Genomic DNA, 23490 nt, shown 5'->3' with positions numbered 1-23490 from the left:
AACGGAACTTTATATGTGAAAATTTTTACGCTGATTGCCATGAAAAATGCTTACAAAGACCAGGAAACCCTGGCGTACCTGATTATCGCCGCTTACTTTGCGGTAGCTGGCACCATAGCAGTGCTGGTAAGTTACTAACATCCGTACCACTAAAAGAAAAAGGCCATACGCAAGTATGGCCTTTTATACTTTACAACGTCTGCTGTTATTTCACCTTCTCAAACTCCAGCTCGCTGAAGTGGAAGTCCGGGTTGTCGGCATCCAGGCGCATCTGGTTTATACTTCCGTCCTCGCCGGTGATAAAGCGCACGTTGGTTGGCGTGAGCAGGGCATAATCGTTTTTCCAATCGAGGTTAAAGATGTCGTGCTGCCAGAAGTGGAGGGTGCCGCTCAGGACAGGGGCCGGCTCCAGTTGCAGGTGCAGCTTGCCGTCTTTCAGGCTGATGGTGGCGTTGCCGTAGAGCTTGCTGTGGTAGGTGCCGGTGTAGTCCTGCAGGTCACGAGCGGGCTTGCTCTTTTTGGCTTTCTTCTCTTTCGGCGCCTTGGCGGCAGCGGCTGCCTCGGCTTTGCGGGCCTCGGCGGCCCTGTCGAGGTAAAACTGGCTCCAGTCGCGGCCATTCTCCACGCCCAGCAGCTGATCCAAGGTATAATTGCCGAGCGGGGTCATGATGCTGCTCATGCTGTTGGTCAGGATGACCATGCCCAGGTTCTCCTCCGGCACCAGCACCGTGCGGCTGTTCATGCCCTCGTGGCCGCCGCCGTGGTACACCTGCTTGCGGCCCTGGTAGTCGCTCACAAACCAGCCCAGGCCAGCGCCCACAAAGTGCGTGGAAGGCACCAGCTCCTCGGATTGTTTGCTTACCGGGAAGGGGTTGTGCATCGTCCACATGTTGCGGCTGGATTCTTCGCTGAAGATCTCCTTGTTGTTATACTTGCCGCGGTTCAGCTGCAGGCGCATCCACTGGGCCTGCTGGTTTACGCTGGTAAAAATGCCGGCTGCCGGGTTCCAGTTGTCCCAGGCGTTGAGGGTGGTGGCCACTGGTTTGCGGTTTGCATCGTTGCCGTGCGGCGAGGCCACGTTCTGCACACCTTTCAGCTCGTTTACCGACGTATAGGAGCGGTTCATGCCCAGCGGCTGGAAGAAAGTCTCCTTGATGTATTTTTCCCAGGTTTTGCCGCTCACTTTCTCAATCACTTCACCGGCCACGATGAACATAAGGTTGGAGTAGCCGTAGCCGTCGCGGAAGCTGTACGTAGGTTTCAGGTAGCGCATGCGCTCCACAATCTGGGGGCGGCTGTAGGTGGTGTTGTACCAGAGCAAGTCGCCGCTGAAAGTCTGGAAGCCGGATCGGTGGCTCAGCAGGTCCTCGATGGTCAGGTTCTCCGTCACGAAGGGGTCGTAGAGCTGCAGGTAGGGCACGTACTGCTTCACTTTGTCGTCCCACTTCAGCTTGCCCTGGTCCACCAGGGTGGCCAGGGCGGCGGCGGTATAGGCTTTGGAGTTGGAGGCGATGCCGAAAACAGTGTTGGCGTCTACCTGCCCGCCCTTTTTATTGTCGAGCACGCCGTAGCCTTTGGCAAGGATCACGGAGTCGTTTCTGACGATGGCGATGGCCATGCCCGGCACATCCCAGTCTTTCAGGGCCTTCTGGTAATAGGCGTCGAGTTTCTGGAGGGTGGCGGCGGTGTTCTGCTGCGCCTGCGCCTGTGGCAGGGTCAGCAGGGCCAGGCATAGCAGTATCAGGCGGATGCGGAAAGTATAAATTCTGTCCATCGATATGGTCGTAGGTTAAGGCAGCAATATAGGTAATATTTGAACGCCCCGTAAAGCTTTGGCGGCGCAACGCTTACGCCGGGGCCGCTGTTTGCGTATCTTTTAGCAGAGCTTAACTTCATACACTATGTTTGGGCGCACCATTGACCTGGGCCTGGGGAAAAAGTATGCCAGCGCCACGAAACGACTCATCAACAAAGATGGCTCCTTTAACATCGTAAAGCGTGGAAGGCGGCCACGCCTCTATGATACTTACCAGTACCTGAGCCGCCTCTCGACCGGAAAGCTGCTGCTGCTGATACTCGGCGTGTACCTGTTAATAAACACGGCCTTCGCCCTGCTGTACCTGTGGTGTGGCCTCGAAAACCTGCGCGGCACGGATGCCACCATCCCGCCCTTTCTGAATGCGTTTTTCTTTAGCGTGCAGACCTTCACCACGGTAGGCTATGGCGTACTGGCCCCCTATGGCGTGGCCACGAACCTGGTCGTGACGCTGGAGTCGCTGCTGGGCTGGGTGGGCTTTGCGCTTATTGCCGGGGTGGTTTTTGGCCGCTTCTCCAGGCCTAACGTGCGCATCCTCTACAGCAACAACGCCGTTATCGCTCCCGGTGCCGAAGGCGGCCGGTCGCTGCAGTTCCGGCTGGCCAACAAGCGCAGCAATGTGCTGATGGAGATGGAGGCGCGGGTGCTGCTGATGGTGGAGGGGCCCAATTACAACCGCTACTACTACAACCTTAAGTTAGAGCAGGCCTCGCTGCACTTCTTTCCGCTGGAGTGGACCGTGGTGCACCACATCGATGAGGAAAGCCCCTTGTATAATGTTAGCCCGGAGCAGCTGCAGGCACAGCGGGCCGAGGTGCTGATATCGGTGAAAGGCTACGACGAGGCGTTCGGGCAGAACATTCATTCCCGTTTTTCCTATACGCCTGATGAGATCCTGTGGAACTTCCGTTTTAAGAGAGCCTACGATACGGATGCCGAAGGAAGAATTATCCTGAACCTGCACAGGCTGCACGATACAGAGCCCGTTTTTTAAGCGTCCTCCTCGCGCGCAGGGTGAGCGCCCTGCTCGTACTCCTTTTTCTCCATCTCCAGGCGCTGCAGCTCTTTGGCAGAGAGGTCGGCCAGTCGGCGCAGGTCGGGTTGTCCGGCATCCACCCAGGCCGTGTACCAGTAACTGGCGATGGTGTGGATGGCCAGGCGCATCTGCCGCTCCACCTGCCCGTTCAGGCGCTTGCTGTAGGCCTCGGAGAAGGCGCGGGAGTATACGCGCGTGGTTAGGTTGTTGCGCACCTCGTAGCTATACTTTTTCTCCTCGTCAAACTCCTGCGTCAGCTCGCGCTCAAAGTATAAAACGGAGTCGAGGGCGGTGTGGGCGGAGGCGACCAGTTCCCAGGCCTTTAGCTGCGGCTGCTCGATGTAAGTGGCCTGGCCTACAAAGAAATCATAGCTGTCGGAGAAGAGCTCGGGCAGGCGCGTTTCCCAGAAGGCGTGGATGCCATGCTGGCCGGTGAGTTGCCCGTTATAGTTTTGGGTGGTGTGCAGCGGCACGCAGGCGTCGGCGATGTAGTGGCCTATCTCGGTGCTCAGGCGCAGGATGCGGTCCACGTCGCGCTCCTGAAAGGCCTGGGTGAGCTGGTACTTCATCCGGTTGATGTGCCAGGGCACGATGCCGTAGGCCATGAGCGTGTCCTCGGTATACTTGTCCACCGCCTCCGGCCAGAAGCGCGGCATTTTGTGCAGAGCGCTGTCGCCGTACACGTCCAGGTCGATGTAGTGGCGCGGGGCCTCGCCCTCTACGGCATAGCGGCGCTTGTCGGGGTTCACGGCGTTTTCGGTGATGTAGCGGATGTGCTTTTTGTAGAACCGGACCATTTCGGGCGGCAGCGAGAACACAGCCAGCCGGTTGATGCGCTGGTGCGCAAAAAAGCCCCAGGTATAGCCGTTGAGCGGCAGCAACAGGGTGAATGCCAGAAGTATAAGTCTACCTTTCATAACCACAAAGCTTCATACGTAACCCTACTGAGTTAGTAAAACAGGGGTTGTATTTGCGGGGAATTTACCGCGGCGCCAGGAAGCGCTTCAGGTGCCTTCGTAGCTATTAAGCTGTTTTGCCGTAGGAAACTATAAGCTAAAAGTATGCGGATGGCGGAAAGGAAAAGGAGCTACACTTTATGAAGGCGCACTTTACGAAGTGGATACGACAGTTTTATGGTAGCCTGGTAAACAGCATTGCCTTTTACCCTGCTATCATTGCCTGCTGTTTCCTGATTTTGTCGTACGTGCTGCTCTACATCGACTTCTCGCCTCTGGGCAAAGCCATCAAGAGCCGCCTCGACTTTGTGAGCCTCCGGGATGCCAGTACTGCCCGGTCCATTGCCGCGACCATCGCCGCCGGCATTCTTTCCCTTACAGTTTTCAGCTTTTCGATGGTGATGATCCTGCTGAACCAGGCCGCCTCCAACATGAGCAACCGGGTGCTGGACAGTATGATCGAGAACCGGTTTCAGCAATGGGTGCTTGGCTTTTACATCGGCACTATTGTGTATGCCTTGTTCCTGCTGAGCACTATCCGCGATACCGACACCGGTATACACGTGCCCGCCCTTAGTGTATACCTGCTCATCCTGCTCACCATCCTCGATATTTTTCTGTTTATCTACTTTCTGCATTACATCACGCAGTCGGTGAAGTATGAAACCATTATCAGGCGCATATACGTGAAAACAATGGCTGAGCTTAAGCAGCAGTGCCGGGAAAGCGAAGATAATGCGCCAGCGGTTCCTGCCCCTTTCAACAGCTCCCATACTTTACGTGCGCCCGAGTCGGGTTACTTTCAGGGCTTTAACAGAAAAGGGTTGGTGCAGCTGTGCCGGGAGCAGAACTGGGAGTTGCGCTTCCATCACCCCGTGGGGTCGTTTGTTCTGAAAGGCGTTGCCTTTGCTGAGATCAATGCCGGACACAAAATCAGCCAAGAACAGCAGGAGCAACTGTATACCCTCATGGAGTTTCATAACGACGAGCCGCTTGATAAGAATGCCTTCTACGGCTTTAAACAGCTGATGGAAGTGGCCTTGAAAGCCCTCAGCCCCGGCATAAACGACTCCGGCACGGCCGTGCTCAGCCTGCACGCCCTGGCTGATCTGCTGGCGTTTCGGCTCAATCATTATCCAGTGCTTGCCTTCCGCGACAGCGAGGATATTCCGCGGGTGATCATCTGCGAACTTTCGTTTAAGGAAATATTTACACGCACGGTGCTGCCTGTATGGGACTACGGAAAAGAAGACCGCACGCTGAGGCGGGAGATGCAACAGGCGCTGGAGCAATTGCAAAGCCAGTGCGCCTCCGAAGCAGACGCAGCTGTTATCAACCACATGCTCCGGAAAGTGAGGAAAGCCATTGCTGAAAGCGAGGACTTAGACCTTTAAACGCCGGCTCATACCTGTGAAAAAGGGAGCCTGGGAAATACTACACTTTAAAATTCTTGTTATGGATAAACTACTACTCGACAGTTGGGAAAGCGTATTGCGAACGCTCGTTATCGGTGTGTTAGCCTACGTGGTGCTTGTCATTCAACTGCGCCTGTCAGGCAAGCGAACATTATCTAAGATGAATTCCTTTGATTTTATAGTTACCGTTGCACTAGGTTCTACCCTGGCTACGGTGCTGCTGTCAAAAGATGTTTCGCTAATGGATGGCGCAATGGCTTTTGCCGTGCTTATCTTCCTGCAGTATGCCATCACCTGGGCATCGGTACGATCTAAAAAGCTGAGCAACCTGGTAAAGGCGACACCGGTGCTGCTCTTTTACCAAGGAAAGTTTCTGTGGGAGGCCATGCGGGCGCAGCGGGTTACCCAGGAGGAGATCCTGGCAGCGATGCGTAATCAAGGCATCGGCTCTGTAGAAGGAGTGGGCGCTGTTATCCTGGAGACTGAAGGAAGCATCAGTGTAATTAAGGAACTGGAAAGTACGGAGAGCTCGGTGCTGCAGAATGTCAAAAGGCTGTGAGCTAAGACGGTGGTAGGATAAATGCCAGAAGTATGATTTATACTTAGTGCCTATACTTTCGGTGCGTGAAAGTATAGGCACAGCTGCTTATCTATTTTACTAAGGTTATCGGAGAATAGCTTCTTTAATTCTTTATATTATCGTTGCTATATAGTATATTCGATGGTCCAGTTCTGTTTAGGTGCCGGATTTGGTAGTATAAACGGAATAGGGTTCTGTTTATACTCTAGTTGTAGTGGATAAATCGAACAAAAGCGAAAAAGCACATGAAACACTCCTCCTCCAGCCATGAAAAAAAACATTGACCTGGTAGTATTTGGCATTATATATATGCTGCTGGGATTCTTTATTGTTATTAAAACAGATGAGAAGTCCCTTTTTATGCTGCTCTATACTTCATGCTTATTTATAGGCATGGGCCTTATATTCTTTGGGAATCTGTATTACTTGCTTCCTCATCTTGGCCAAGGACGAACAAAGCGCGTCCTGTTGCTGAATCTTGCCCTTCTTTTAATCACCTATTGCGCGTCGGCTTTTTTGTATGCCTCCTGGATGGCTGAGGTTTATGGAACTGAGTTCTTGCTGTCTCATTTACTACATCCTACCATTATAAAGGAAACCTTACCCCTGTTAGTAGTTGCCTTGGTTTTTAGCTTAATCTATTCAGGTATAAAGCAGCTGATTCTTCATCGGAAATTCATCATTTTAAAGAAAGTCACCTTCTCCTTCATCGCAGTGCTTTTTATCACAGGGGCAGCCTTTTTTATCAACTATCTAATAGACTTAAGCTATAGCGGGGACCAGGAGACACTATTTATTGATAAGGAGCACGATAGTTTAAATGACATTGTGCAGCTTCCGCAATTCCGCAACAAGGTAGTATATGTTGACTTGTGGTATAGTTCCTGCGGTCCCTGTATACAGGAATTCCAGCACTTAGCTGATTTAAAAGTACAACTGAAGGGAAAGGAAGTCGCATACCTGTATTTGGCACGGGAGACCAGCCACCCGAACAGTAAGCAGCGTTGGAAAAACGCCATCCAAAAATATAACCTTCAGGGCTGGCATATCTACATGAATAAGCAGTTAGAAGAGCAAGTCTGGTCTTCCATCCTGGAAAATCAGAAAAACAGTACCACCGTTGCTTATCCACGCTACCTGCTTGTAGGTAAGAGTGGCGAGTTTGTTTCCTTCGATGCCAACAGGCCCAGTAGCGGGAAGGATATAGTAGCACAAATAGAGGCGCTTTTATAATCTACTTAGTAGGCCTTTAAAGCTGCGCCTCATCCACAGCTTGTACCACCTGTTAACGCATATTGTAAAGAGACCTACCTTTTTAAGAGGCCACCCCTTCTGAAGCCAAGAACTTTTGTATATCTATCTCGATTCTATCTCTACCAAATCACTTTATAGCAGGCAGTATGCATTATGACAGACACTGAGAAATATGAAGGTTGGATGCGAAGGTGTATCGAACTTGCAACAATAGCAAAGCTCCGGGGCGACAGTCCGGTAGGGTCTGTCATTGTCAAAGATGGACAGGTTGTTGCCGAAGGCATAGAAGGGGGTAAAACGCACCGGGATATTACTTTCCACGCCGAAATAGAAGCAGTACGAAACGCAACGGCCAGGTTGGGAACAGCTGACTTGTCCAACTGCTTCCTGGTGACGACCCATGAACCTTGTATCATGTGTTCCTATGTCATCCGGCATCATAAGCTGGCATTGCTAGTTGTCGGCATGACGACAGGAGAGATCGGTGGGTACAGTTCGGCTCTGCCAGTTCTCTTAGACAGAACCATTTCAAGATGGGGCACGCCGCCGGAAATTATTGATGGGGTATTGGAGCAGGAGTGCCGGGAACTGAGCTGTTGAGCTCTGTTGGCAGGGCAACAAAATATCGCCAGAAGCTAGGCTAACGCATACTAGCGGCCAATCAGCACAAAATCTCTGAACAACAAGAAGTATAGCTGACCACCTAGAAAAACAGGTGAAAGAACTCCTACAGAAATGAAACTGGAAAACCGCAGGGAAATAGTAATACCGTTGCCTTGCCAAAATATTTTCATCTTTTTATGCCTTGTACAGTGGCGTGGCATTTTTAAGTATCACCGCCGTGTTTTTCACGCCTATCATTCACAGGTTGTTGCACATCTTACATGTAGAACAGAGCGGCAATCCGGACTGACCCTCGCAACGCTAACCGGCTATGGCAGCGGTTTGGAAAGGAAGCAATGGCTACTGAAGTATGGAAAACAGCACGCTGATAGTTAAAAGTATAATCAGTTGTGGCTCAGTAACAACAACATAAAGTATAACTGCCAAATTACACCCTATGAAAACCTACGCCCCCAAAAAAGATACCTTTATACATGCTATGCTGGCAGGAGCTTTTCTACTTCCGGTTGTCCTGTACTTTGCCGATAGCGCCACCTTCTCCGAAAAGCCTTTTCTGCTGCTGCCCCTCGCCGCTCCGCTGGCGCTGTTCCTGTGGCTATACGTTGATACCTATTACATCATCGAAAATGGCCAGCTAAAGTATAAATCCGCTTTCCTGAAAGGGACAATTGATATCCGGAAGATCAGCAAAGTTATCAACGGGAAAACCATGTGGGTGGGGATAAAGCCTGCGCTTGCCAGGGGCGGCCTGGTGCTGAAGTATAACCGCTTCGACGAAATCTACCTGGCCCCGCAAGACAAAGATGCCTTTATCGCAGATCTGCTGGCGGTGAACCCGGCTCTGGAAGTAGTGGAGAAGTAATACCTGAGCTTGGTGCGGGCGCTTAAATACTGCCCGTACCATCCTATATGCCAGACTGGAGGGAGGTAAGTATAGGGGGAGGAGGTCTGCATTCTTACTATGTCTTTAATCTAACAACCCTTATAAAAACTAATTTATATGAAGCAGCTCACCTCCCCAAGAACCAAGGCCACTGGCCCGCTCCGCTTTGCCGGAAGAAAATTTAACCCGCTGTACAGATTCAGAAGATTCCTGTCCTACTGCCTGCCCTTGCTGTTGGCTGCAACCGTTTCCGCCTGCGATAAAGACGATGACGGCGCAGCGAATCCCCTCAAAGCTCTGGCAGGGAAGTGCCTGGAGGGAAGGATAATTGCTTTGAAGGGGTGCACCTCAGGTGTTTATGTGCAGCTGCTTAATGTTGAGACAGGCACAACCTCTACCTACCTCGGGACAGAGTATAAAAACGTTATCTTGCTGAGTCACAGGCCGGAAAATGTGAGTTATGATGAGACCTTCGATAAGACGTTTTACTTCACCATAGACGCCTCCAGGAAGTTTGATCATTGTTTCGAGATGTACGACTGCAACGTAGTGTCTGGGCCAGACGACCCGACTGATGTGACGATAAAAGCCTGCATCAAGAGTTCTTCTGACACCTCTTGCCCCGCTTAGGCAGCGCAAGGCAGCGGCCGTGCCTGATAGTCGGGAAGTGTAAAACAGGTGCAGGGCACACATCAGCATTTTTTGCAAGTATGGCCTGAGCAGCACAAGTTATTTTTCCTATTTTTAGAAGAAGGACAATGGAAGTATAAAATCACATGAAAGATCAGAAACTGGAAGTTAAGGCAGCGCTGCAGGTGCTAAAACCTGCCAACGAAGTGTTTGAAGCCATCGTGGATCCGGCAAAAATGTCGAACTACTTTATCTCGGAAAGCTCCGGCCCAATGGAGGCAGGCAAAACCGTGACCTGGAAGTTTCCGGAGTTTGACGAGCGTTTCCCGGTAAGGGTGGGCCGGATAGAGCAAGACAAGTATGTTTCCTATTTCTGGGACCATGGCGACCAGGAACTGCTCGTGGAGATGACCCTGACGCCAAAAGGCGAAAACGCCACGCTGGTAACCATCACGGAGAAAGAAATGGAGAACGACGAGGCGGGCATCAGCTGGCTGAGAGGCAACACCGAAGGCTGGGCGAATTTCCTGGCCTGCCTCAAGGCGTACCTCGAGTACGGCGTTAACTTACGGAAAGGCGCCTTCGATTTCATGAAGCCGGAAGTATAGCGCTGCGTAAATTCCCGGTCGCCTGTTTCCAAATATCAGCCGTATATTTGCGCAGCTGGCTCCGTTTATACTTTGATGGGCGTCACACCAGTTATAACGGGCGGCTGTAAGGGATGCTAAAAGAACTCTTTGAATTCAGAAAGACCGATCGGAAGTGGCACCTGCCCGTTTTGGCGGGGGTGTGCGTGGGCCTGCCGGTGCTGGTGGGGTATTACACCGATCACCTGCAGGATGGAAAAATAGCCTCCATGGCGGCCCTGGTTATACTTTACATCCAGTCGCAAAGTATAGCCCGGCGAATGATTGTGCTCATGGCCAGCTCGTTTGGCATCATGGTTTCCTTTGCGGTGGGGGTGCTGTTCGGGTTTCATCCGGTGGTGGCCTCGGTGGTGCTGGGGCTGTATGCGTTTGCCGTGCACCTGGTGCTGTACTACGTCAAGATGGTGCGGCCGCCGGGCAACTTCTTCTTCATCATGATTGCCTCCGTGGCCATCTCCATGCCCTTCAACCTCGAGACGGCGCCGTACCAGATTGGGCTTGCAGGCATCGGCACCATGATCTCCTGTATCCTTGGCCTGGTTTACAGCCTGGTTACGCTGCGGAAGGTTCGCGGGCAGGACGAGGTGATCAAGGTGTCCAAGAACCAGTATGTCAACTTTATCGAGTCGGTCACCTTCGGGAGTTTTGTCGGGTTCTCGCTGCTCATTGCCTACATGCTAGAACTGGAGAAAGCCTACTGGGTGCCCACCTCCTGCGCGGCCGTGATGCAGGGCGTCAGTGCCACGCACGTCTGGCAGCGGAGCGCCCAGCGCATCCTGGGCACCTTTCTGGGCCTGGTCCTGACCTGGTTCATCCTGCTGCTCCAGCCCTCGCTGCTGGCTATCAGCATCAGCATCATCGTGCTGCAGATCATCGTGGAGTTCCTGGTGGTGCGCAACTACGCTATTGCAGTGGTCTTTATCACCATTCTCACCATTTTCCTGGCCGAAACCGGCACCGCCCTAACCGTCGACCCGACGGCCATGATCCAAACACGCTTTTTCGATATCCTGATTGGAAGTATGGTGGGCGCCGTTGGAGGCTGGGTGCTGTACAACGAAAAGCTCCATTTCCTGGCCACCCGGCAGATCAGGGCCACCAGGTTTTCAATGGCGCGGCGGAAGAAGGAAATGGAATAGGGGCTTTTATACTTGGCACAGAATGGGTCAGATAGAAATGAGGCAGGAGCAACCGGCAGATCACCAGGCGGTGTACGAGCTGAACAAGGCGGCATTTGGGCAGGAAGGCGAGGCGAAGCTGGTAGAGTTGCTGCGCGAAAGCGATGCCTTTATACCTGAGTTGTCGCTGGTAGCCGTAGCTGGAGAGGAGGTAGTGGGGCACATCCTGTTCACCAAAATCAAAATCACAGATAAAAACGGACGCTCGTTCGATAGCCTGGCCCTTGCGCCCATGGCCGTAAAGCCGGCACGGCAGCGGCAGGGAATTGGCGGCAAACTGATAACGCATGGCCTGAGCAGGGCAAGGGCATTGGGTTACGCCTCTGTGATTGTGCTGGGGCACGAGGCGTATTATCCCAAATTTGGCTTTGCACCGGCCATTACCTGGCAAATAAAACCACCTTTTGACGTGCCCGAAAACGCCTTTATGGCCATTGAGTTGGTAACAGGAGGCTTGCAGGGCGTGACAGGCACCGTAAAATACCCGGAGGCGTTCGGGCAAGTATAAATTCCTTTCTTCAAAGTATAAAAGCCGCTTGCCAAAGTATAGCAAGCGGCTTTTATACTTTGAGTCCTACTCATGCACCTGAGCGCTAAAGTAACAAGTGCAATTTCACGTCCGTCAGCCTGTACCTTCAGTAAGCCTTCAATAGCGCCATGTGGCTAGGAATAAGGTTTATTTCCAGAGGTATAGCGGTTGTTGAAGGGTCGCCAGAAGTATAAAGCAGTCGCTTCAAGTATAAAGTGTAACCAGAAATGTGATATTTTTTAGCAAGAAGGATGATAAATATGGTTTTATCTGTATATTCATAGCGCAGAAGGTTTTCATCTATTGCTTTACCTAAGAAAGCTGATGAGCTGGAAGTATAACGCCTTTTCCGCTCGGAACTTCTGGCCTGTTCGGGCAGGGTAAGAAGCGCAAGCGGGGCAGAAGGATGCAGGAAGGGGCACAGGAAAGAGTTGAAGGGCAGGCATCATACTTCCATAGGCTAAAAGGAGCTTATAAACCAATCCTACATACCTAACCAAATTCCTATGAAACCAAAAATCCTGCTCTGCCTTAGCCTGTGCCTCGTACTCTGGGGCTGTAAAGAAGATGAACCGGAACCAGCCAGCGTAAACGTAACGATGAGTAGCTCCAGCCAAACCCTTGTGGAGGGGGGAGATGTTGTTGAAGTTACCGTTGAACTGGACCAGGAATACAATGAATAAGATACTTATACCTGGACTATGGCGCTAGTGATGGGGAATATCCTAATTTCTTTGAGAGTAGCCTTCGGAAGGACAGTATACAAATAGGGAGGTATGATGATACCAAGCAATTGCTTAGAATTCCTTTCCTGCCCGGGCAAAAGCAAAGGGTAATTCGTCTGGAGTCTGTGGAAGACAACATGTACCGCGGCAACCGCCCATTGGAGCTGAAGGTGCTAAGTTACGAATTTGGCGCCCTACAGCATAAAACGGGCATGCAGTTGAACTACGAGGAGAAAACGTCTAAACCCATCTTTGGTATACCTGCTAATTTTGCAGAAGAGACCTTAGTTATCAGGTCCAAAGATGCTATTACCCAACTGATACTACCTATAACCGTAAACGGGCTTTTTCAATTTCCTCAAACCGTAAAACTTGCTTTTTCCGGATCAGCTAAGATGGGAGTCGATTACGAAACCAGAGAAGCTACTTTTGTGCTGTATCCCAATACTATCTCACCTATAGTGACAAGCCATTCTACTCTTCTGGGGGTATACAATAGTCGTGACTTCAGTACACCAAAGACAATTCAAATCAGGCTTGTGGAGGCTGAAGAAGGAGAGATAGCCAATGGGCAGGAATTTGACTACTATAGAGGAGAAAAAATTGTGTTGAATGATACCTATACACTGACTGTAACAGAGTAAGCCAAGTATAACTCTAGCATACCAAAACCGGCCTGCCACATCTACTGTAGCAGGCCGGTTTTGGTATAGATTTAACGTATAACCTTAGCGCTTTTTGGCCAGGGCCGGGAAACGCATTTTATAGTCTGCGTCCACCTCGCCTTTGGAGATCTTGGTGAGCTTGTTCTTGATCAGGCGCTTCTTCAGGCCGGAAAGGTGATCGGTGAACAGGATGCCCTCGATGTGGTCGTATTCGTGCTGGATCACGCGGGCGGTCATGCCGTCATAAGTATCCTCGTGCTCGTTCCACTCCTCGTCGAAGTAGCGGATCACAATGCGCTCCGGGCGGTACACCACCTCGCGCACACCGGGTATGCTCAGGCAGCCTTCCTCAAAGCCCCACTCCTCGCCGTCCTCTTCCACGATCTCCGGGTTGATGAAGGCCTTTTTCACGCCCTTGCCCTTGTCCTCGTCGTCCATCATCGGCTCCGAGTCGATAACGAACAGGCGGATGCCCTTGCTGATCTGCGGGGCAGCCAGGCCAACGCCGTGGGCGTGGTACATGGTGGCGTACATATCGTCAATGAGCTCTTTCAGCTCCGGAAAGTCCTTCGGGATGTCCTGCGCCGGCTCCTTCAGAACCGGGTCTCCGTAGGCGGTAATTGGGTAAATCATATGTTTCTGCTTTCTAAATACGACTGTAAAATGATAACGGCGCTGATGCGGTCCACGGTTGCCTTGTCCTGGCGGGCCTTCTTCTTCAGCCCCCCGGCCAGCATACTTTGCTGCGCTATCTTGGAGGTAAAGCGCTCATCCACCAGGTGCACTGGTATGCCCGGAAACTCCTTCTGCAGCTTACGCTGGAACCCCACCACATGCTGCGTGTTGTCGGTGGCCTCGCCGGAAAGGCGCTTGGGCATGCCCAGTACAAAGGCCTCCACAGGCTCGCGCTGCACGTACGCCTTCAGGTAAGACAACACATCCTGGGCATGAACGGTTTCTAAGGGGCTTGCTATAATCTGGAGCGGATCCGTCGAGGCCAGGCCCACCCGCTTTGTTCCGTAGTCAATCCCTAAAATTCTGCCCATATGTATACGCTCGCCAATGCTGTGGTTACCAGTGCAAAGGTAGGGGTTTAAAAATTAATCTGATAGTGCGGGCCATACTTTAGCCTGTTGGCGGGGCGGCTATTAAGTATACCTTGTATAGAGCAACTTAAACAAATTTGTATTTGTATAGATATAGTAGGCTTCAGTATATTTAAGGTAAAATTTGTACTACTTTGCCCTGCCTGTACTGCGGCATTTTTACTGATTTTATACTTTCAAGCACATGGACAATAGAGAGCATGGTGAGGAAAACAGGAGGGTCCGGAACACCCCGTTCCAGGTAAGGCTGCCGCTGTTCGTAAGTATGGCGCTGGTGGTGGGCCTGCTGCTGGGCGCTACCATGTTCGCCCCCTCCACCACCAACCCGCAGGGCACGGCCAAAAGCTACCTTAAGTTCCGCGACATTCTCAGCTACATAGACCGCGACTACGTGGACACGGTGAACGTGGAGGAACTGACCGACTATGCCATCACTAAGATGCTCGAGAAGCTCGACCCGCACACGGCCTACATCCCGGCCGATGAACTGGCCATGGCGCGCTCCTACCTGGAGGGCGACTTTGAGGGCATCGGCGTGGAGTTCAACATCTTCAAGGATACCATTTACGTGATCACTCCGCTCAGCGGCGGCCCTTCTGAGGCGGCGGGCGTACAGGCCGGGGATAAAATCATTAAGGTAGACGGCGAAACCGTGGCCGGCATCGGCATCAACAACGAGGGCGTATTCAAGCGCCTGCGCGGCCCAAAAGGCACCAAGGTAAACCTCACCATCCAGCGCAACGCCACCAGGAAGCCGCTGAACCTAACCATCGAGCGCAGCAAAATACCGACGCACTCCGTGGATGTAAGCTACATGGTGGACAACAAAACAGGTTACATCAAGGTCAGCCGCTTCTCAGCCAACACTTACCAGGAATTTATGACGGCGCTCCAGGCCCTGCGGGAGAAAGGCATGGAACAGCTGCTGCTCGACCTGCGCGGCAACCCGGGCGGCTACATGGACCACGCCATCCGGATGGCAGATGAGTTTATAGACAACGGCAAGATGATCGTGTATACCGACGGCAAAGGCACCCGCTACGACTCCAAAACCTTTGCCCAGCGCAAGGGCGTGTTTGAGGAAGGTCCGCTGGTGGTGCTGCTGGATGAGGGCAGCGCCTCGGCCTCCGAGATTGTGGCCGGCGCACTGCAGGACAACGACCGCGCCCTGATTGTGGGCCGCCGTTCCTTTGGCAAAGGGCTGGTACAGATGCCGATTCCGCTCAACGACGGATCCGAACTGCGTCTGACCATCTCCCGCTACTACACGCCAAGCGGGCGCTCTATCCAGAAACCCTACAAGCAGGGCGACACGGACGAGTATGAGATGGACATCCTGCACCGCTTCGAAAACGGAGAGTACTTCCACCCGGACAGCAGCCTGTTGGTAGACTCTTTAAAGTATAAAACCCTGGCTGGCAGGGCCGTGTATGGTGGTGGCGGCATTATGCCCGATGTGTTTGTGCCCCGCGACACAACGGCTTTGTCGGAGTACCTGAGCCAGCTCTACAACAAGAATGTGATCCGGGAGTACAGCCTGAACTACTACCAGAAGCATAAGAAAGAGCTGGAGAAAATGCCGTTTGAGAAGTTTAACAAGAACTTCGAGGTGACGGACAAGATGCTGCAGGAGGTGGTGCAGACGGCCAAAGCCTCCGGGGTGGAGTATAACGATGCCCAGTTCCAGCGTTCCAGGGACCTGCTGCGCAACCACCTGAAAGCCTTTATTGCCCGCAGCGTGTACGGCAACGACGGGTTCTTCCCGGTGCTGCACCAGTCGGACGAGGAGTTTCTGCAGGGCCTGAAGCACTTTAGCCGCGCCCAAAGCCTGGCAGCAGGAAGCATGTAGCCTTAACGTATCACGTAGCACGACTTTTCGGCAAAGGACTTGGTGACATAAGATAAAAGAGTTCTGATGATGACTATTTCCCTAGCCCCACGTTCGTGAATCTTCATTTTTGAAAGGGAGAGGGATGATTAGCGTACTCGCAGGATCCTTTGTCAAACGGTCTTTTGTCTAATTGTCAAAATAGTCGTGCTACTTGATACGTGATACGAGATACGAGTAGAATATAACAGCACCTTAAAAACTAATCTATATGCCTTTTTACCATAAACTAGGGGAGATCCCGCATAAGCGGCACACGCAGTTCCGGCAACCCGACGGAAGCCTCTATGCCGAGCAGCTGGTAGGCACGCTGGGCTTCAGTGGCGTATCCTCGCTGCTGTACCACATCAACCCGCCCACCCAGATCAGCCGCATCAGGGAGCCCAGGCCGTTTGCACCCAAACGCGCCGAAGGCGTGAAGCTGGCGCCGCAGCACCTGCGCACTGTGGAGGCAAACGTCACCGGTCCCGATTACCTGAACGCCCGCAAAACCCTGCTGTTTAATAGCGATGTAGCCATCAGCCTCTGCAACCCATCGGAGCTTGAGATGGACTACTACTATAAAAACGGGCAGGCCGACGAGGTGGTGTTTGTGCACGACGGCACCGGCGAACTGCTTACCCAGATGGGGCGCATTCCGTTTGGCCCCGGCGATTACCTGGTCATCCCGCGCACGGTTATCCACAAATTCCGCTTCGATAAGGGCGAGCGGCAGGTAAGGCTGCTGGTGATTGAGTCGTTTAGCCCGATAGAGACGCCGCGCCGTTACCGCAACCATTTTGGCCAGCTGCTGGAGCATGCACCGTTCTGCGAGCGCGACATGCGCCCGCCCCTGGAGCTCATCACCGAAACCGCGAAGGGCGAGTACCTGGTGCAGGTGAAAAAGGAGGGGGAGCTGCATCAGTTTTACTATAAATCAAGCCCGTTTGATGTCGTGGGCTGGGACGGCTACTTCTTCCCTTATGCTTTCAACATCAAGGATTTTGAGCCGATCACAGGCCGCATCCACCAGCCGCCGCCGGTGCACCAGAACTTTGAGGCGCACAACTTCGTGATTTGCTCCTTTGTGCCGCGCCTTTTCGATTACCACCCGCTGTCCATTCCGGCACCTTACAACCACTCCAACGTAGATTCCGACGAGGTGCTATACTATGTGGAGGGCAACTTCATGAGCCGCAAAGGCGTGGACCGCGGCTCTTTCACCATCCACCCCGGAGGCATACCGCACGGGCCGCACCCGGGCACTGTGGAGGCAAGTATAGGCAAGAAGGAAACCGAGGAGTATGCCGTGATGATAGATACCTTCCGGCCGCTGCACCTGACCGAGGATGCCCTGGCTTATCTGGACGAAAAGTACCCGATGAGCTGGAACGATGACAGTGATGATAAGGTGCGCATAGGCGATATGTTTGACTAAACTGCTTCTTGTTTTGTAACTTGCGGCGGGAAAGGTAGTCTCCGGGGCTGGCCTTTCCCGCCGTATTTGTCTTATACCCTTTATACTTGACACCCTGATGAGAAAAATGATGCTGGTGGCTGTGCTGCTGTTTGCAGTTGTGGCTACTGCCTGTGAGAAAATCGAAGACCTGCTTACTTTTTACATCGAAGAAGAGGAGACGTTTACGATTGAGTCTGGTTTTCCTTTAGGAGCGCTTGTGCCAGCCACACCGTTTACCATCACCACAAACTCAGAGGAAACGTTTAAGAACAATAAGACGCGTGCCGAGTTAGTGAAGAATGTAAGCCTGAACCGGCTGGAGCTGACGATAACGGAGCCTAAAACACAGAATTTTGATTTCCTGAAGCGCATTGAGCTCTACATTTCCAGCGAGAAGCAGCCGGAGGTGAAAATCGCCTACCTGGATGAAGTGCCCACAGGAACCAGCGTGCTAAAACTCAAGTCAACCAACGCCAAGCTGGACGAATACATCAAGGGCGACAACTATACCATCCGGACACAGGCCGAAATCGCAAAGCCGGTAACAGAAGACATAACTATCAAGGCTGATATGCGATTCAAAGTAACCGCAGATCCTTTATAAGAATGCATACAATACAGATGAGAATTTCAGAGGGTAACAAATTAGAGAAAATCATCATTGTGGGCGACCGCGTGCTGATAAAGCCTAAAACCTCCAGCGACCAGACCAAGAGCGGTTTATACTTGCCGCCGGGGGTGCAGGAAAAGGAGAAGGTGCAGGAGGGCTATATCATGAGAGTAGGGCCGGGCTATCCTATCCCTGCAGACTTCGGCTACGAAGAAGATACCTGGAAGGAGGAGGATGAAGAGGAGGTGCGCTACATTCCGCTTCAGGCGAAAGAGGGCGACCTGGCCATTTACCTGCAACGCGACGCCATCGAGATCAACTACCAGGGCGAGAAATACTTTATCGTGCCGCAGTCGGCAGTGCTGATGCTGGTGCGTGAAGAGGATTTGTAACTGGTATTTAGCAGGGGAGTTTATACTTTGCTGAAGTATACTTGCCTGTAGTTTATACTTTAAAACACGAAGCCCGGGCTGCTATGGCCCGGGCTTCGTGTTTTTCATACTTTATACTTGACCTTGATTATACTTATGGCGCGAGCGTTCACGCTTGTGGCCGGCTATTTCCTGGCCCTACGGGCCAGCTGAGTCAGAGACTCAACATTACACCAAGTCACGAGTCTGGAGACTCGCGCCAGGAAGCTATTGTTCGCAAAGTTCCTCTACTCGGTGCCGTGGCTTTTCATCCCCCACTTGCTGGCGCGGGTTTGCAACCCGTGCCTTGTTATGTGGTCGGATTTGTAATCCGACTGGGCCAGAGGCCCAACGATAGCCGGTCACGAGCGTGGACGCTCGCGCCATACCGAATCACTTTGCTTGGATAATACAGCCTTGCCTCCTAGGAAGACTAGGTTTATACTTTACTCCAGCGGCTTCGTCAAGTCAAAGTCGGCGCGGAAGCGGAGTTGGTTGTCGCGCTTGAGGATGTAGCTGAAGGTGCGGCCATCGGGGCTGAGGGCCAGCGTCCACTCGTTGGTAGCGGCGGCGGGCAGCAGTTGCGCTGTGTAAGCGTCCGCCGGGAAGCGCTGCTCCTGTTCGGTAGATGCGGTAGAGGCAATGCCGCCATACATGGTCACCTCATCCGGGGTGCCGTCCTCGTGCCGGTGGTCGTGCTTCAGCTGCAGTCCCTCTGCCGTCTTGCTGATTACCCAAGTCCTGGATTTATCCTCACCCACCCAAAATGGGATACGGAGGGTTGTATTGGAGCAGGTTTGCACGATCATAGTGAGCGGGGCTCCCGCAAACGGGTCCTTGCCATCAGCCGGGAAAATTACTTTGCCGCTAAAGGATTTGCCACAAAGGCTGCTCATACTTTGGTAGAAGGCTTGCTGCGGTTTGCTCAGCGGGTACTGTGTCCTGGTGCAGGCCGCCAGCAACAGCAGGCACAGGGAGGCAATAAGATATCTTTTCATAGAGCCAAAATAGCGAATAAATATGGATGTACGGCTATGTTTATACTTCCTGGGAGAGACACCATTCTTTTCACCCTGTCATCCTGAAAGGAACCTGGTGGCTTGTCGTGTAGGCTTAACCTCCGGAGGCCAAGCTTCTTTACAGCATGGCAGCTATCATTGGCTCGCTGATAAGACCTTTAAACTGACTGACTCTTTCCGGGAGGAAGGATAACCTAAAAACAAACCCGCCGGCGCTGAGGCAGCGCCGGCGGGTGATGGGTTGATTTGAGAACTGTTATTTGCGAATCATAACTTTGCGGGTGTAAACCTGGCTGCCGTGCTGCAGGCGCACGATGTACAACCCGTTGCTGTGCTTGCTCAGGTCGACCATGCCTTTGTATTGGCCGTTTACCTGGCCGATGGCGGAAGTATAAAGCACCCGGCCCAGCATGTCTACCACCTGTAAGGTTATACTTTCGGGGGCGGAGGTTTCTACAGTATAGTTGAACTTCCCGTCCGAACTCGGGTTCGGGAACACGCTCAGCTCCGGCCCAACGCCGCGCGAGGCGGTCTCCACCTCGTACCGGTACGCCAACGACATATCCGAGATGCAACCCTCTTTAAAGGCGATTACGCTATACTGGCCGTTCAGAGTAGGGGTGATGCGTTGGGAGGTAGCTCCTTCCAGCGGCTGGCCGTCCAGGTACCACTGGTTGCCCTCCGGCTGGCTCGACACAAGCTCCTTGCCCTCACGCGAGATCTTTGGCTGATCCAGCGGAGTGCCTTCCTTCAGCGTTACCGGCACCCGCGGGCCAGCGCAGCCAAGGGCACGCACCTTCAGGTCGTAGAAGTAGTAGTAATAGCTCTCCCACTCCGAGGTGGCCGTATTGCCGCTGATGGTAAACACGTTTTCCAAGCCGAACGGGTAGCCTTTCACGCCCTTGTTGTTGCGGTAAATGGTGGCGCTATCCCCGTAAGAGATGGCAATATTATAAGTGCCGGCGCGGGGCAACTCCAGGCCCAGGTAATATACTTGTCCCTTGTCGTTCGGGTCGTCGGGCTGAGAACGAGTGGCCGGGGTGCTGCGGGTGGCAGTTACCTTCAGCTCGCGCACCGATACCGGAGCTCCGTTCGCATCATACACCGTGAATGTGATTCTGCCGCTGTGGCCAATGTATAGCCTGGCCTGCTCCAGCACCACCGGGGCCGAGGTAGTTACCTGCACATCCGGCGAAAACTGGTTATACCCCCCGCCCGGGAACTGGTTTTTATCGGCAGGGCCTACCGTGGCCGAGAAATCATCGAAGGCGGCGTAAAGCGTTTTGCCTGCCGCAGCAGCCTGCACACGCACCTGGTTGCCCGCCGCAATCGGGGTGGTGCTGGTAGCAGACGTATACCAGTAAGGAGCACCGCTTCCCTCGGCCGACAACGTATAAATTGGGCTGTTGCCGCACTGGAACGCTGAGGCATTGGACGGTGTGTCCGTGTTGCCTGTCACAGAGAAAGTATAGCCGCGCTGGTTGTTGCCTGTTACCGCGTCAGATGCCAGGGCTGCCTCGGCCAATAGCTCGTAGGTTGCCCCTGCCTCCGTGGCGAAAGAACCATCCAGCACGAGTTCAGCCTGTGCAAAGGGAGCCAGCTTTTTATCAAAAATGCCTTTCAGGGTGGTCAGCTCCTGCCCGTTCTTCAACACTTTTATACTTACCGGGATGTTCTGTTGCTCGGTTGTACCATTGTTACGGATGGCCACCACCACACCCTGCTCAGGAGTGGCGCACACAGCACCGGACCTTAGAGGAGCCACAGAGGCAATGCCGATATCGTGACGCGCACGGACGAACTCTACAAGGTAATCCTGGGTTTCACCGCGGCTGTAGCTATTGCAGGCGCTCACGCTGGCCGGATCAGCGGTTTCCTGCACCACCACGCGCATGCGCACTTTATCGCCCGCGACCAGTACGCCTGGTGACTTTACGGAGGCCGTGAAGGTGCTATTGCCGCTGATGACACCGGAGGCAGCTACCTCCTCGCCGGCATCCGTGAAAGTGCCGTTGCCGTTCCAGTCGATGTATACTTTGGCGACGCGGGGTGCCACGGTGCCGCAACTGCCCAGCTCCAGCGAAAGTTGTTTTGTCTGGCTCGGCTCCAGGGTAAACACCGTGGAGGTCAGGTTGCGGTAGGTGGTGCAGTCGTCTTTCTGATTTATACTTTGGCCGCCGAACGTCAGCTTGCTGATACGGGCTCCCTGGTTAAAAGTGGGGCCGCTGGCGCAGACTGCCCTGCCGCCCACGCCGCTCGCCAGCAGCGCAAAAGCCTGCGGGCCATCTTTTAAGTTGCCTTTGTGCTTGATGGTGATGGTATACTTCATGCCGGGCACAGCGTCTGCAATCAGAATCTGCTCCACGTTGTCCAGCACGTTATCGCCGGGCTTGGCCGCTGCCTCGGGGGCTGCCGGGTCGAGCGTCCAGGGCAGGTAGTCTTTGCCATTGCCTGAGATGCGGATATCGAGGTCGTTCACTAGCCTGGGGGTGCGGTTATTAAGGGCTTTAGAGCCAACAGACGTGACAGTGCCTTTGGGGTCGGTCCAGGAGATGGTGACTTTCAGTGGGCTCTTACCGGAAGCAATTACCTCCAGGGTCTGCGCCTCGCCCTGTTTGAGCGAGCGTTCCTCCAGCAGGTGCGTGCCGGCGCTGTTGCTGATAACACTGGCCGCCTGCTCCGCATTTAGCAAACCCCAGCCATACTGGTAATCCGGGCCGGCAGCGGCTCCGGCCTCGTCGGCTGTATGGATGGCCAGGCCTTTGAGCGTGGCGGCTCGCATAAATTTGCCGTTGTTGAGGTTGGCGTAGTACTCCTGCAGGAGCAGCAAAGTGCCCGATACATTGGGAGAAGCCATGGACGTGCCGCTCTGCACCTGGTAGCTGCGGTCGTTGGAGGAGTAGGTGGAGAGCACCTCGACGCCCGTGCCCATCAGGTCGGGTTTGATGCGGCCGTCGTCGGTAGGGCCCCAGGAGCTGAAGGAGGCCATCCGGACATCCTGCGGCTGGTTATACCCGTCTGACAGGGCTCCCACGGCCCCCACGGTCAGTATGTTCTTGGCCGTTCCGGTGGTAGAAATCACATCATAGGCATCGTTCTTACTTATACTTGCCGGGCGCGATTTTACCAGTTCAAAGGTGCCGTTGCTTTTGCGCTGCAAGTATGGCTTGCCCACCTCTGGTCCGTTTTCAGCCCGGTTGTTGCCCGCTGATTTCACAATCAGGTAGTACGGGGCGTTGTAAGCAATCTCATCCCAGGTGGCGGCTTCGTTGTTGTAGTACCCGAACGTGAAATCTTCCTCGTTGCTGACGGCGGTGTTGCCCCACCATTCCCAATACGGGTCCTCGTCGGTGCCCTTGCGGTCGGAGTTGTAGCGCCAGCCGGCCAGGCTACCGTAGGAGTGATTGGAGATAAGCAAATCTTTGGCGGCGTCGGCCATCTCGGCATTGTCCCCGTTAAAATCATAGGCCAGCAGCGATTTATAGCCGAAGGCCATCCCCTTTGCCAAGGGGTTTACGCCACCGGCCATCATAGTGCCGGCCACGTGCGTGGCATGGTCGCTTTCTTTCGTGGGGTTGTCTTTCTGGATGACACGCCCCGTAAGTTCCTGGTGCGAGGCGCGTACGCGGCCACCATCCCAAATAGCCAGCTTGTTTGCCAGGTTGCTGCTGCCGCCGTTCAGGCTCAGGCCAAGGGAGCCTCCTGCCCAGAGTTGGTTAGTGCGGGTGGTAGTGGCGCTGGTACTATTGTAGGTGATGTAGTAAACTGGCCAGCCCGTTGCATCCACTCCCTGCAGCGAGATAACCGTCCCATCTTTATACTCTTTCTCAATGAGCCAACCATACTTTCTGGCAAGCTCCAAAGCCTTTGCCCGGTTGGCCTGGTAATCCCTGGCGGCATCGGTGGCAATGCGCCGGAGGGCCTGCGTATTGGTGCGGTCAGGTGTCAGGCCCTGCTGCGCAAGTGCTGTTGTACTTGCGGCCATGCCCAATGCTACCAGCCAGAGGCTCAGTCTTTTCATAAAAGTATAGAGGGGTAAGTATGTTCCATTCTAAAGATACTGTAAAATCAGATTAACGTC

At 53.4% G+C, this 23490-nt stretch carries 23 protein-coding genes; 17 read left to right on the top strand and 6 right to left on the bottom strand.

What is annotated here, in order from left to right:
• The first annotated feature begins 15 nt into the window (after positions 1-15).
• Positions 16-138, top strand: coding sequence for a hypothetical protein (locus tag C8N40_RS23230; RefSeq protein WP_281259480.1), 123 nt, complete (start codon positions 16-18; stop codon positions 136-138).
• A gap of 67 nt (positions 139-205) precedes the next feature.
• Here C8N40_RS23230 and C8N40_RS00320 read toward each other — a convergent pair whose 3' ends face one another.
• Positions 206-1774 (bottom strand): serine hydrolase, encoded by a 1569-nt coding sequence (locus C8N40_RS00320; protein ID WP_108209830.1) that lies wholly within the window; start codon positions 1772-1774, stop codon positions 206-208.
• A gap of 127 nt (positions 1775-1901) precedes the next feature.
• Between C8N40_RS00320 and C8N40_RS00315 the strand changes: the two genes are divergently transcribed.
• Positions 1902-2810 (top strand): ion channel, encoded by a 909-nt coding sequence (locus tag C8N40_RS00315; RefSeq protein ID WP_108209829.1) that lies wholly within the window; start codon positions 1902-1904, stop codon positions 2808-2810.
• Here the strand turns inward: C8N40_RS00315 and C8N40_RS00310 are convergent.
• Complete coding sequence (locus tag C8N40_RS00310; protein WP_108209828.1) at positions 2807-3769, bottom strand: zinc dependent phospholipase C family protein; 963 nt, start codon at positions 3767-3769, stop codon at positions 2807-2809. The genes C8N40_RS00315 and C8N40_RS00310 overlap by 4 nt on opposite strands.
• Positions 3770-3948: 179 nt before the next feature.
• Between C8N40_RS00310 and C8N40_RS00305 the strand changes: the two genes are divergently transcribed.
• From C8N40_RS00305 to C8N40_RS00260, 11 genes are all read left to right on the top strand, one after another.
• Positions 3949-5202, top strand: a complete 1254-nt coding sequence (locus tag C8N40_RS00305; protein ID WP_108209827.1) for a DUF2254 domain-containing protein — start codon at positions 3949-3951, stop codon at positions 5200-5202.
• Positions 5203-5263: 61 nt separating this feature from the next.
• Positions 5264-5782 carry a DUF421 domain-containing protein gene (locus C8N40_RS00300; RefSeq protein ID WP_108209826.1) on the top strand — a complete coding sequence of 173 codons (519 nt, stop codon included), beginning with the start codon at positions 5264-5266 and terminating at the stop codon, positions 5780-5782.
• Positions 5783-6070: 288 nt separating this feature from the next.
• The gene (locus C8N40_RS00295; protein ID WP_146173485.1) at positions 6071-7036 is read left to right on the top strand and encodes a TlpA family protein disulfide reductase; all 966 of its coding nucleotides are present in this window, start codon (positions 6071-6073) and stop codon (positions 7034-7036) included.
• 174 nt (positions 7037-7210) lie between these two features.
• Positions 7211-7657, top strand: coding sequence for a nucleoside deaminase (locus C8N40_RS00290; protein WP_108209824.1), 447 nt, complete (start codon positions 7211-7213; stop codon positions 7655-7657).
• Between the two features lie 460 nt (positions 7658-8117).
• The gene (locus tag C8N40_RS00285; protein WP_108209823.1) at positions 8118-8543 is read left to right on the top strand and encodes a PH domain-containing protein; all 426 of its coding nucleotides are present in this window, start codon (positions 8118-8120) and stop codon (positions 8541-8543) included.
• Between the two features lie 138 nt (positions 8544-8681).
• On the top strand, positions 8682-9194 hold the full coding sequence (locus tag C8N40_RS00280) for a hypothetical protein (protein WP_108209822.1): 513 nt from the start codon (positions 8682-8684) through the stop codon (positions 9192-9194).
• Positions 9195-9340: 146 nt separating this feature from the next.
• Positions 9341-9802, top strand: coding sequence for an SRPBCC family protein (locus C8N40_RS00275; protein ID WP_108209821.1), 462 nt, complete (start codon positions 9341-9343; stop codon positions 9800-9802).
• A 113-nt stretch (positions 9803-9915) separates the two neighbouring features.
• Entirely contained in the window at positions 9916-10980 is a 1065-nt protein-coding gene (locus tag C8N40_RS00270; protein ID WP_108209820.1) for an FUSC family protein, read from the top strand.
• Between the two features lie 22 nt (positions 10981-11002).
• A complete protein-coding gene (locus tag C8N40_RS00265; protein WP_108209819.1) occupies positions 11003-11527 on the top strand; it encodes a GNAT family N-acetyltransferase in 525 nt (174 codons plus the stop codon).
• A gap of 527 nt (positions 11528-12054) precedes the next feature.
• Positions 12055-12231: a hypothetical protein gene (locus C8N40_RS22520; RefSeq protein WP_170113986.1), complete on the top strand. Its 177-nt coding sequence runs from the start codon at positions 12055-12057 to the stop codon at positions 12229-12231.
• A gap of 260 nt (positions 12232-12491) precedes the next feature.
• Positions 12492-12917, top strand: coding sequence for a hypothetical protein (locus C8N40_RS00260; protein ID WP_211318017.1), 426 nt, complete (start codon positions 12492-12494; stop codon positions 12915-12917).
• Between the two features lie 84 nt (positions 12918-13001).
• Here C8N40_RS00260 and def read toward each other — a convergent pair whose 3' ends face one another.
• Together def and ruvX are read right to left on the bottom strand one after the other, a co-directional pair.
• Positions 13002-13571, bottom strand: coding sequence for a peptide deformylase (def, locus tag C8N40_RS00255; protein WP_108209817.1), 570 nt, complete (start codon positions 13569-13571; stop codon positions 13002-13004).
• On the bottom strand, positions 13568-13984 hold the full coding sequence (gene ruvX, locus C8N40_RS00250) for a Holliday junction resolvase RuvX (RefSeq protein ID WP_092100475.1): 417 nt from the start codon (positions 13982-13984) through the stop codon (positions 13568-13570). Before ruvX ends, def begins: the two co-directional genes overlap by 4 nt.
• 244 nt (positions 13985-14228) lie before the next feature.
• On the opposite strand from ruvX, the gene C8N40_RS00245 reads away from it, so the two are divergent.
• The 4 genes from C8N40_RS00245 (at position 14229) to C8N40_RS00230 (ending at position 18372) form a co-directional block, all read left to right on the top strand.
• Positions 14229-15893 (top strand): S41 family peptidase, encoded by a 1665-nt coding sequence (locus C8N40_RS00245; protein WP_108209816.1) that lies wholly within the window; start codon positions 14229-14231, stop codon positions 15891-15893.
• 250 nt (positions 15894-16143) lie between these two features.
• Complete coding sequence (locus tag C8N40_RS00240) at positions 16144-17349, top strand: homogentisate 1,2-dioxygenase (protein WP_108209815.1); 1206 nt, start codon at positions 16144-16146, stop codon at positions 17347-17349.
• A 97-nt stretch (positions 17350-17446) separates the two neighbouring features.
• Positions 17447-17974 carry a hypothetical protein gene (locus C8N40_RS00235; protein ID WP_108209814.1) on the top strand — a complete coding sequence of 176 codons (528 nt, stop codon included), beginning with the start codon at positions 17447-17449 and terminating at the stop codon, positions 17972-17974.
• Between the two features lie 17 nt (positions 17975-17991).
• Complete coding sequence (locus C8N40_RS00230) at positions 17992-18372, top strand: co-chaperone GroES (RefSeq protein ID WP_108210397.1); 381 nt, start codon at positions 17992-17994, stop codon at positions 18370-18372.
• Positions 18373-18836: 464 nt separating this feature from the next.
• Here C8N40_RS00230 and C8N40_RS00225 read toward each other — a convergent pair whose 3' ends face one another.
• On the bottom strand, positions 18837-19388 hold the full coding sequence (locus C8N40_RS00225; RefSeq protein WP_108209813.1) for a hypothetical protein: 552 nt from the start codon (positions 19386-19388) through the stop codon (positions 18837-18839).
• Between the two features lie 277 nt (positions 19389-19665).
• On the bottom strand, positions 19666-23430 hold the full coding sequence (locus C8N40_RS00220) for a S8 family serine peptidase (RefSeq protein ID WP_108209812.1): 3765 nt from the start codon (positions 23428-23430) through the stop codon (positions 19666-19668).
• Positions 23431-23490: the final 60 nt, after the last annotated feature.

Origin of the sequence: Pontibacter mucosus, assembly GCF_003054055.1 — a bacterium.
Classification (GTDB): Bacteria; Bacteroidota; Bacteroidia; order Cytophagales; family Hymenobacteraceae; genus Pontibacter; species Pontibacter mucosus.
This window is presented reverse-complemented; position numbering and strand designations above follow the sequence as displayed.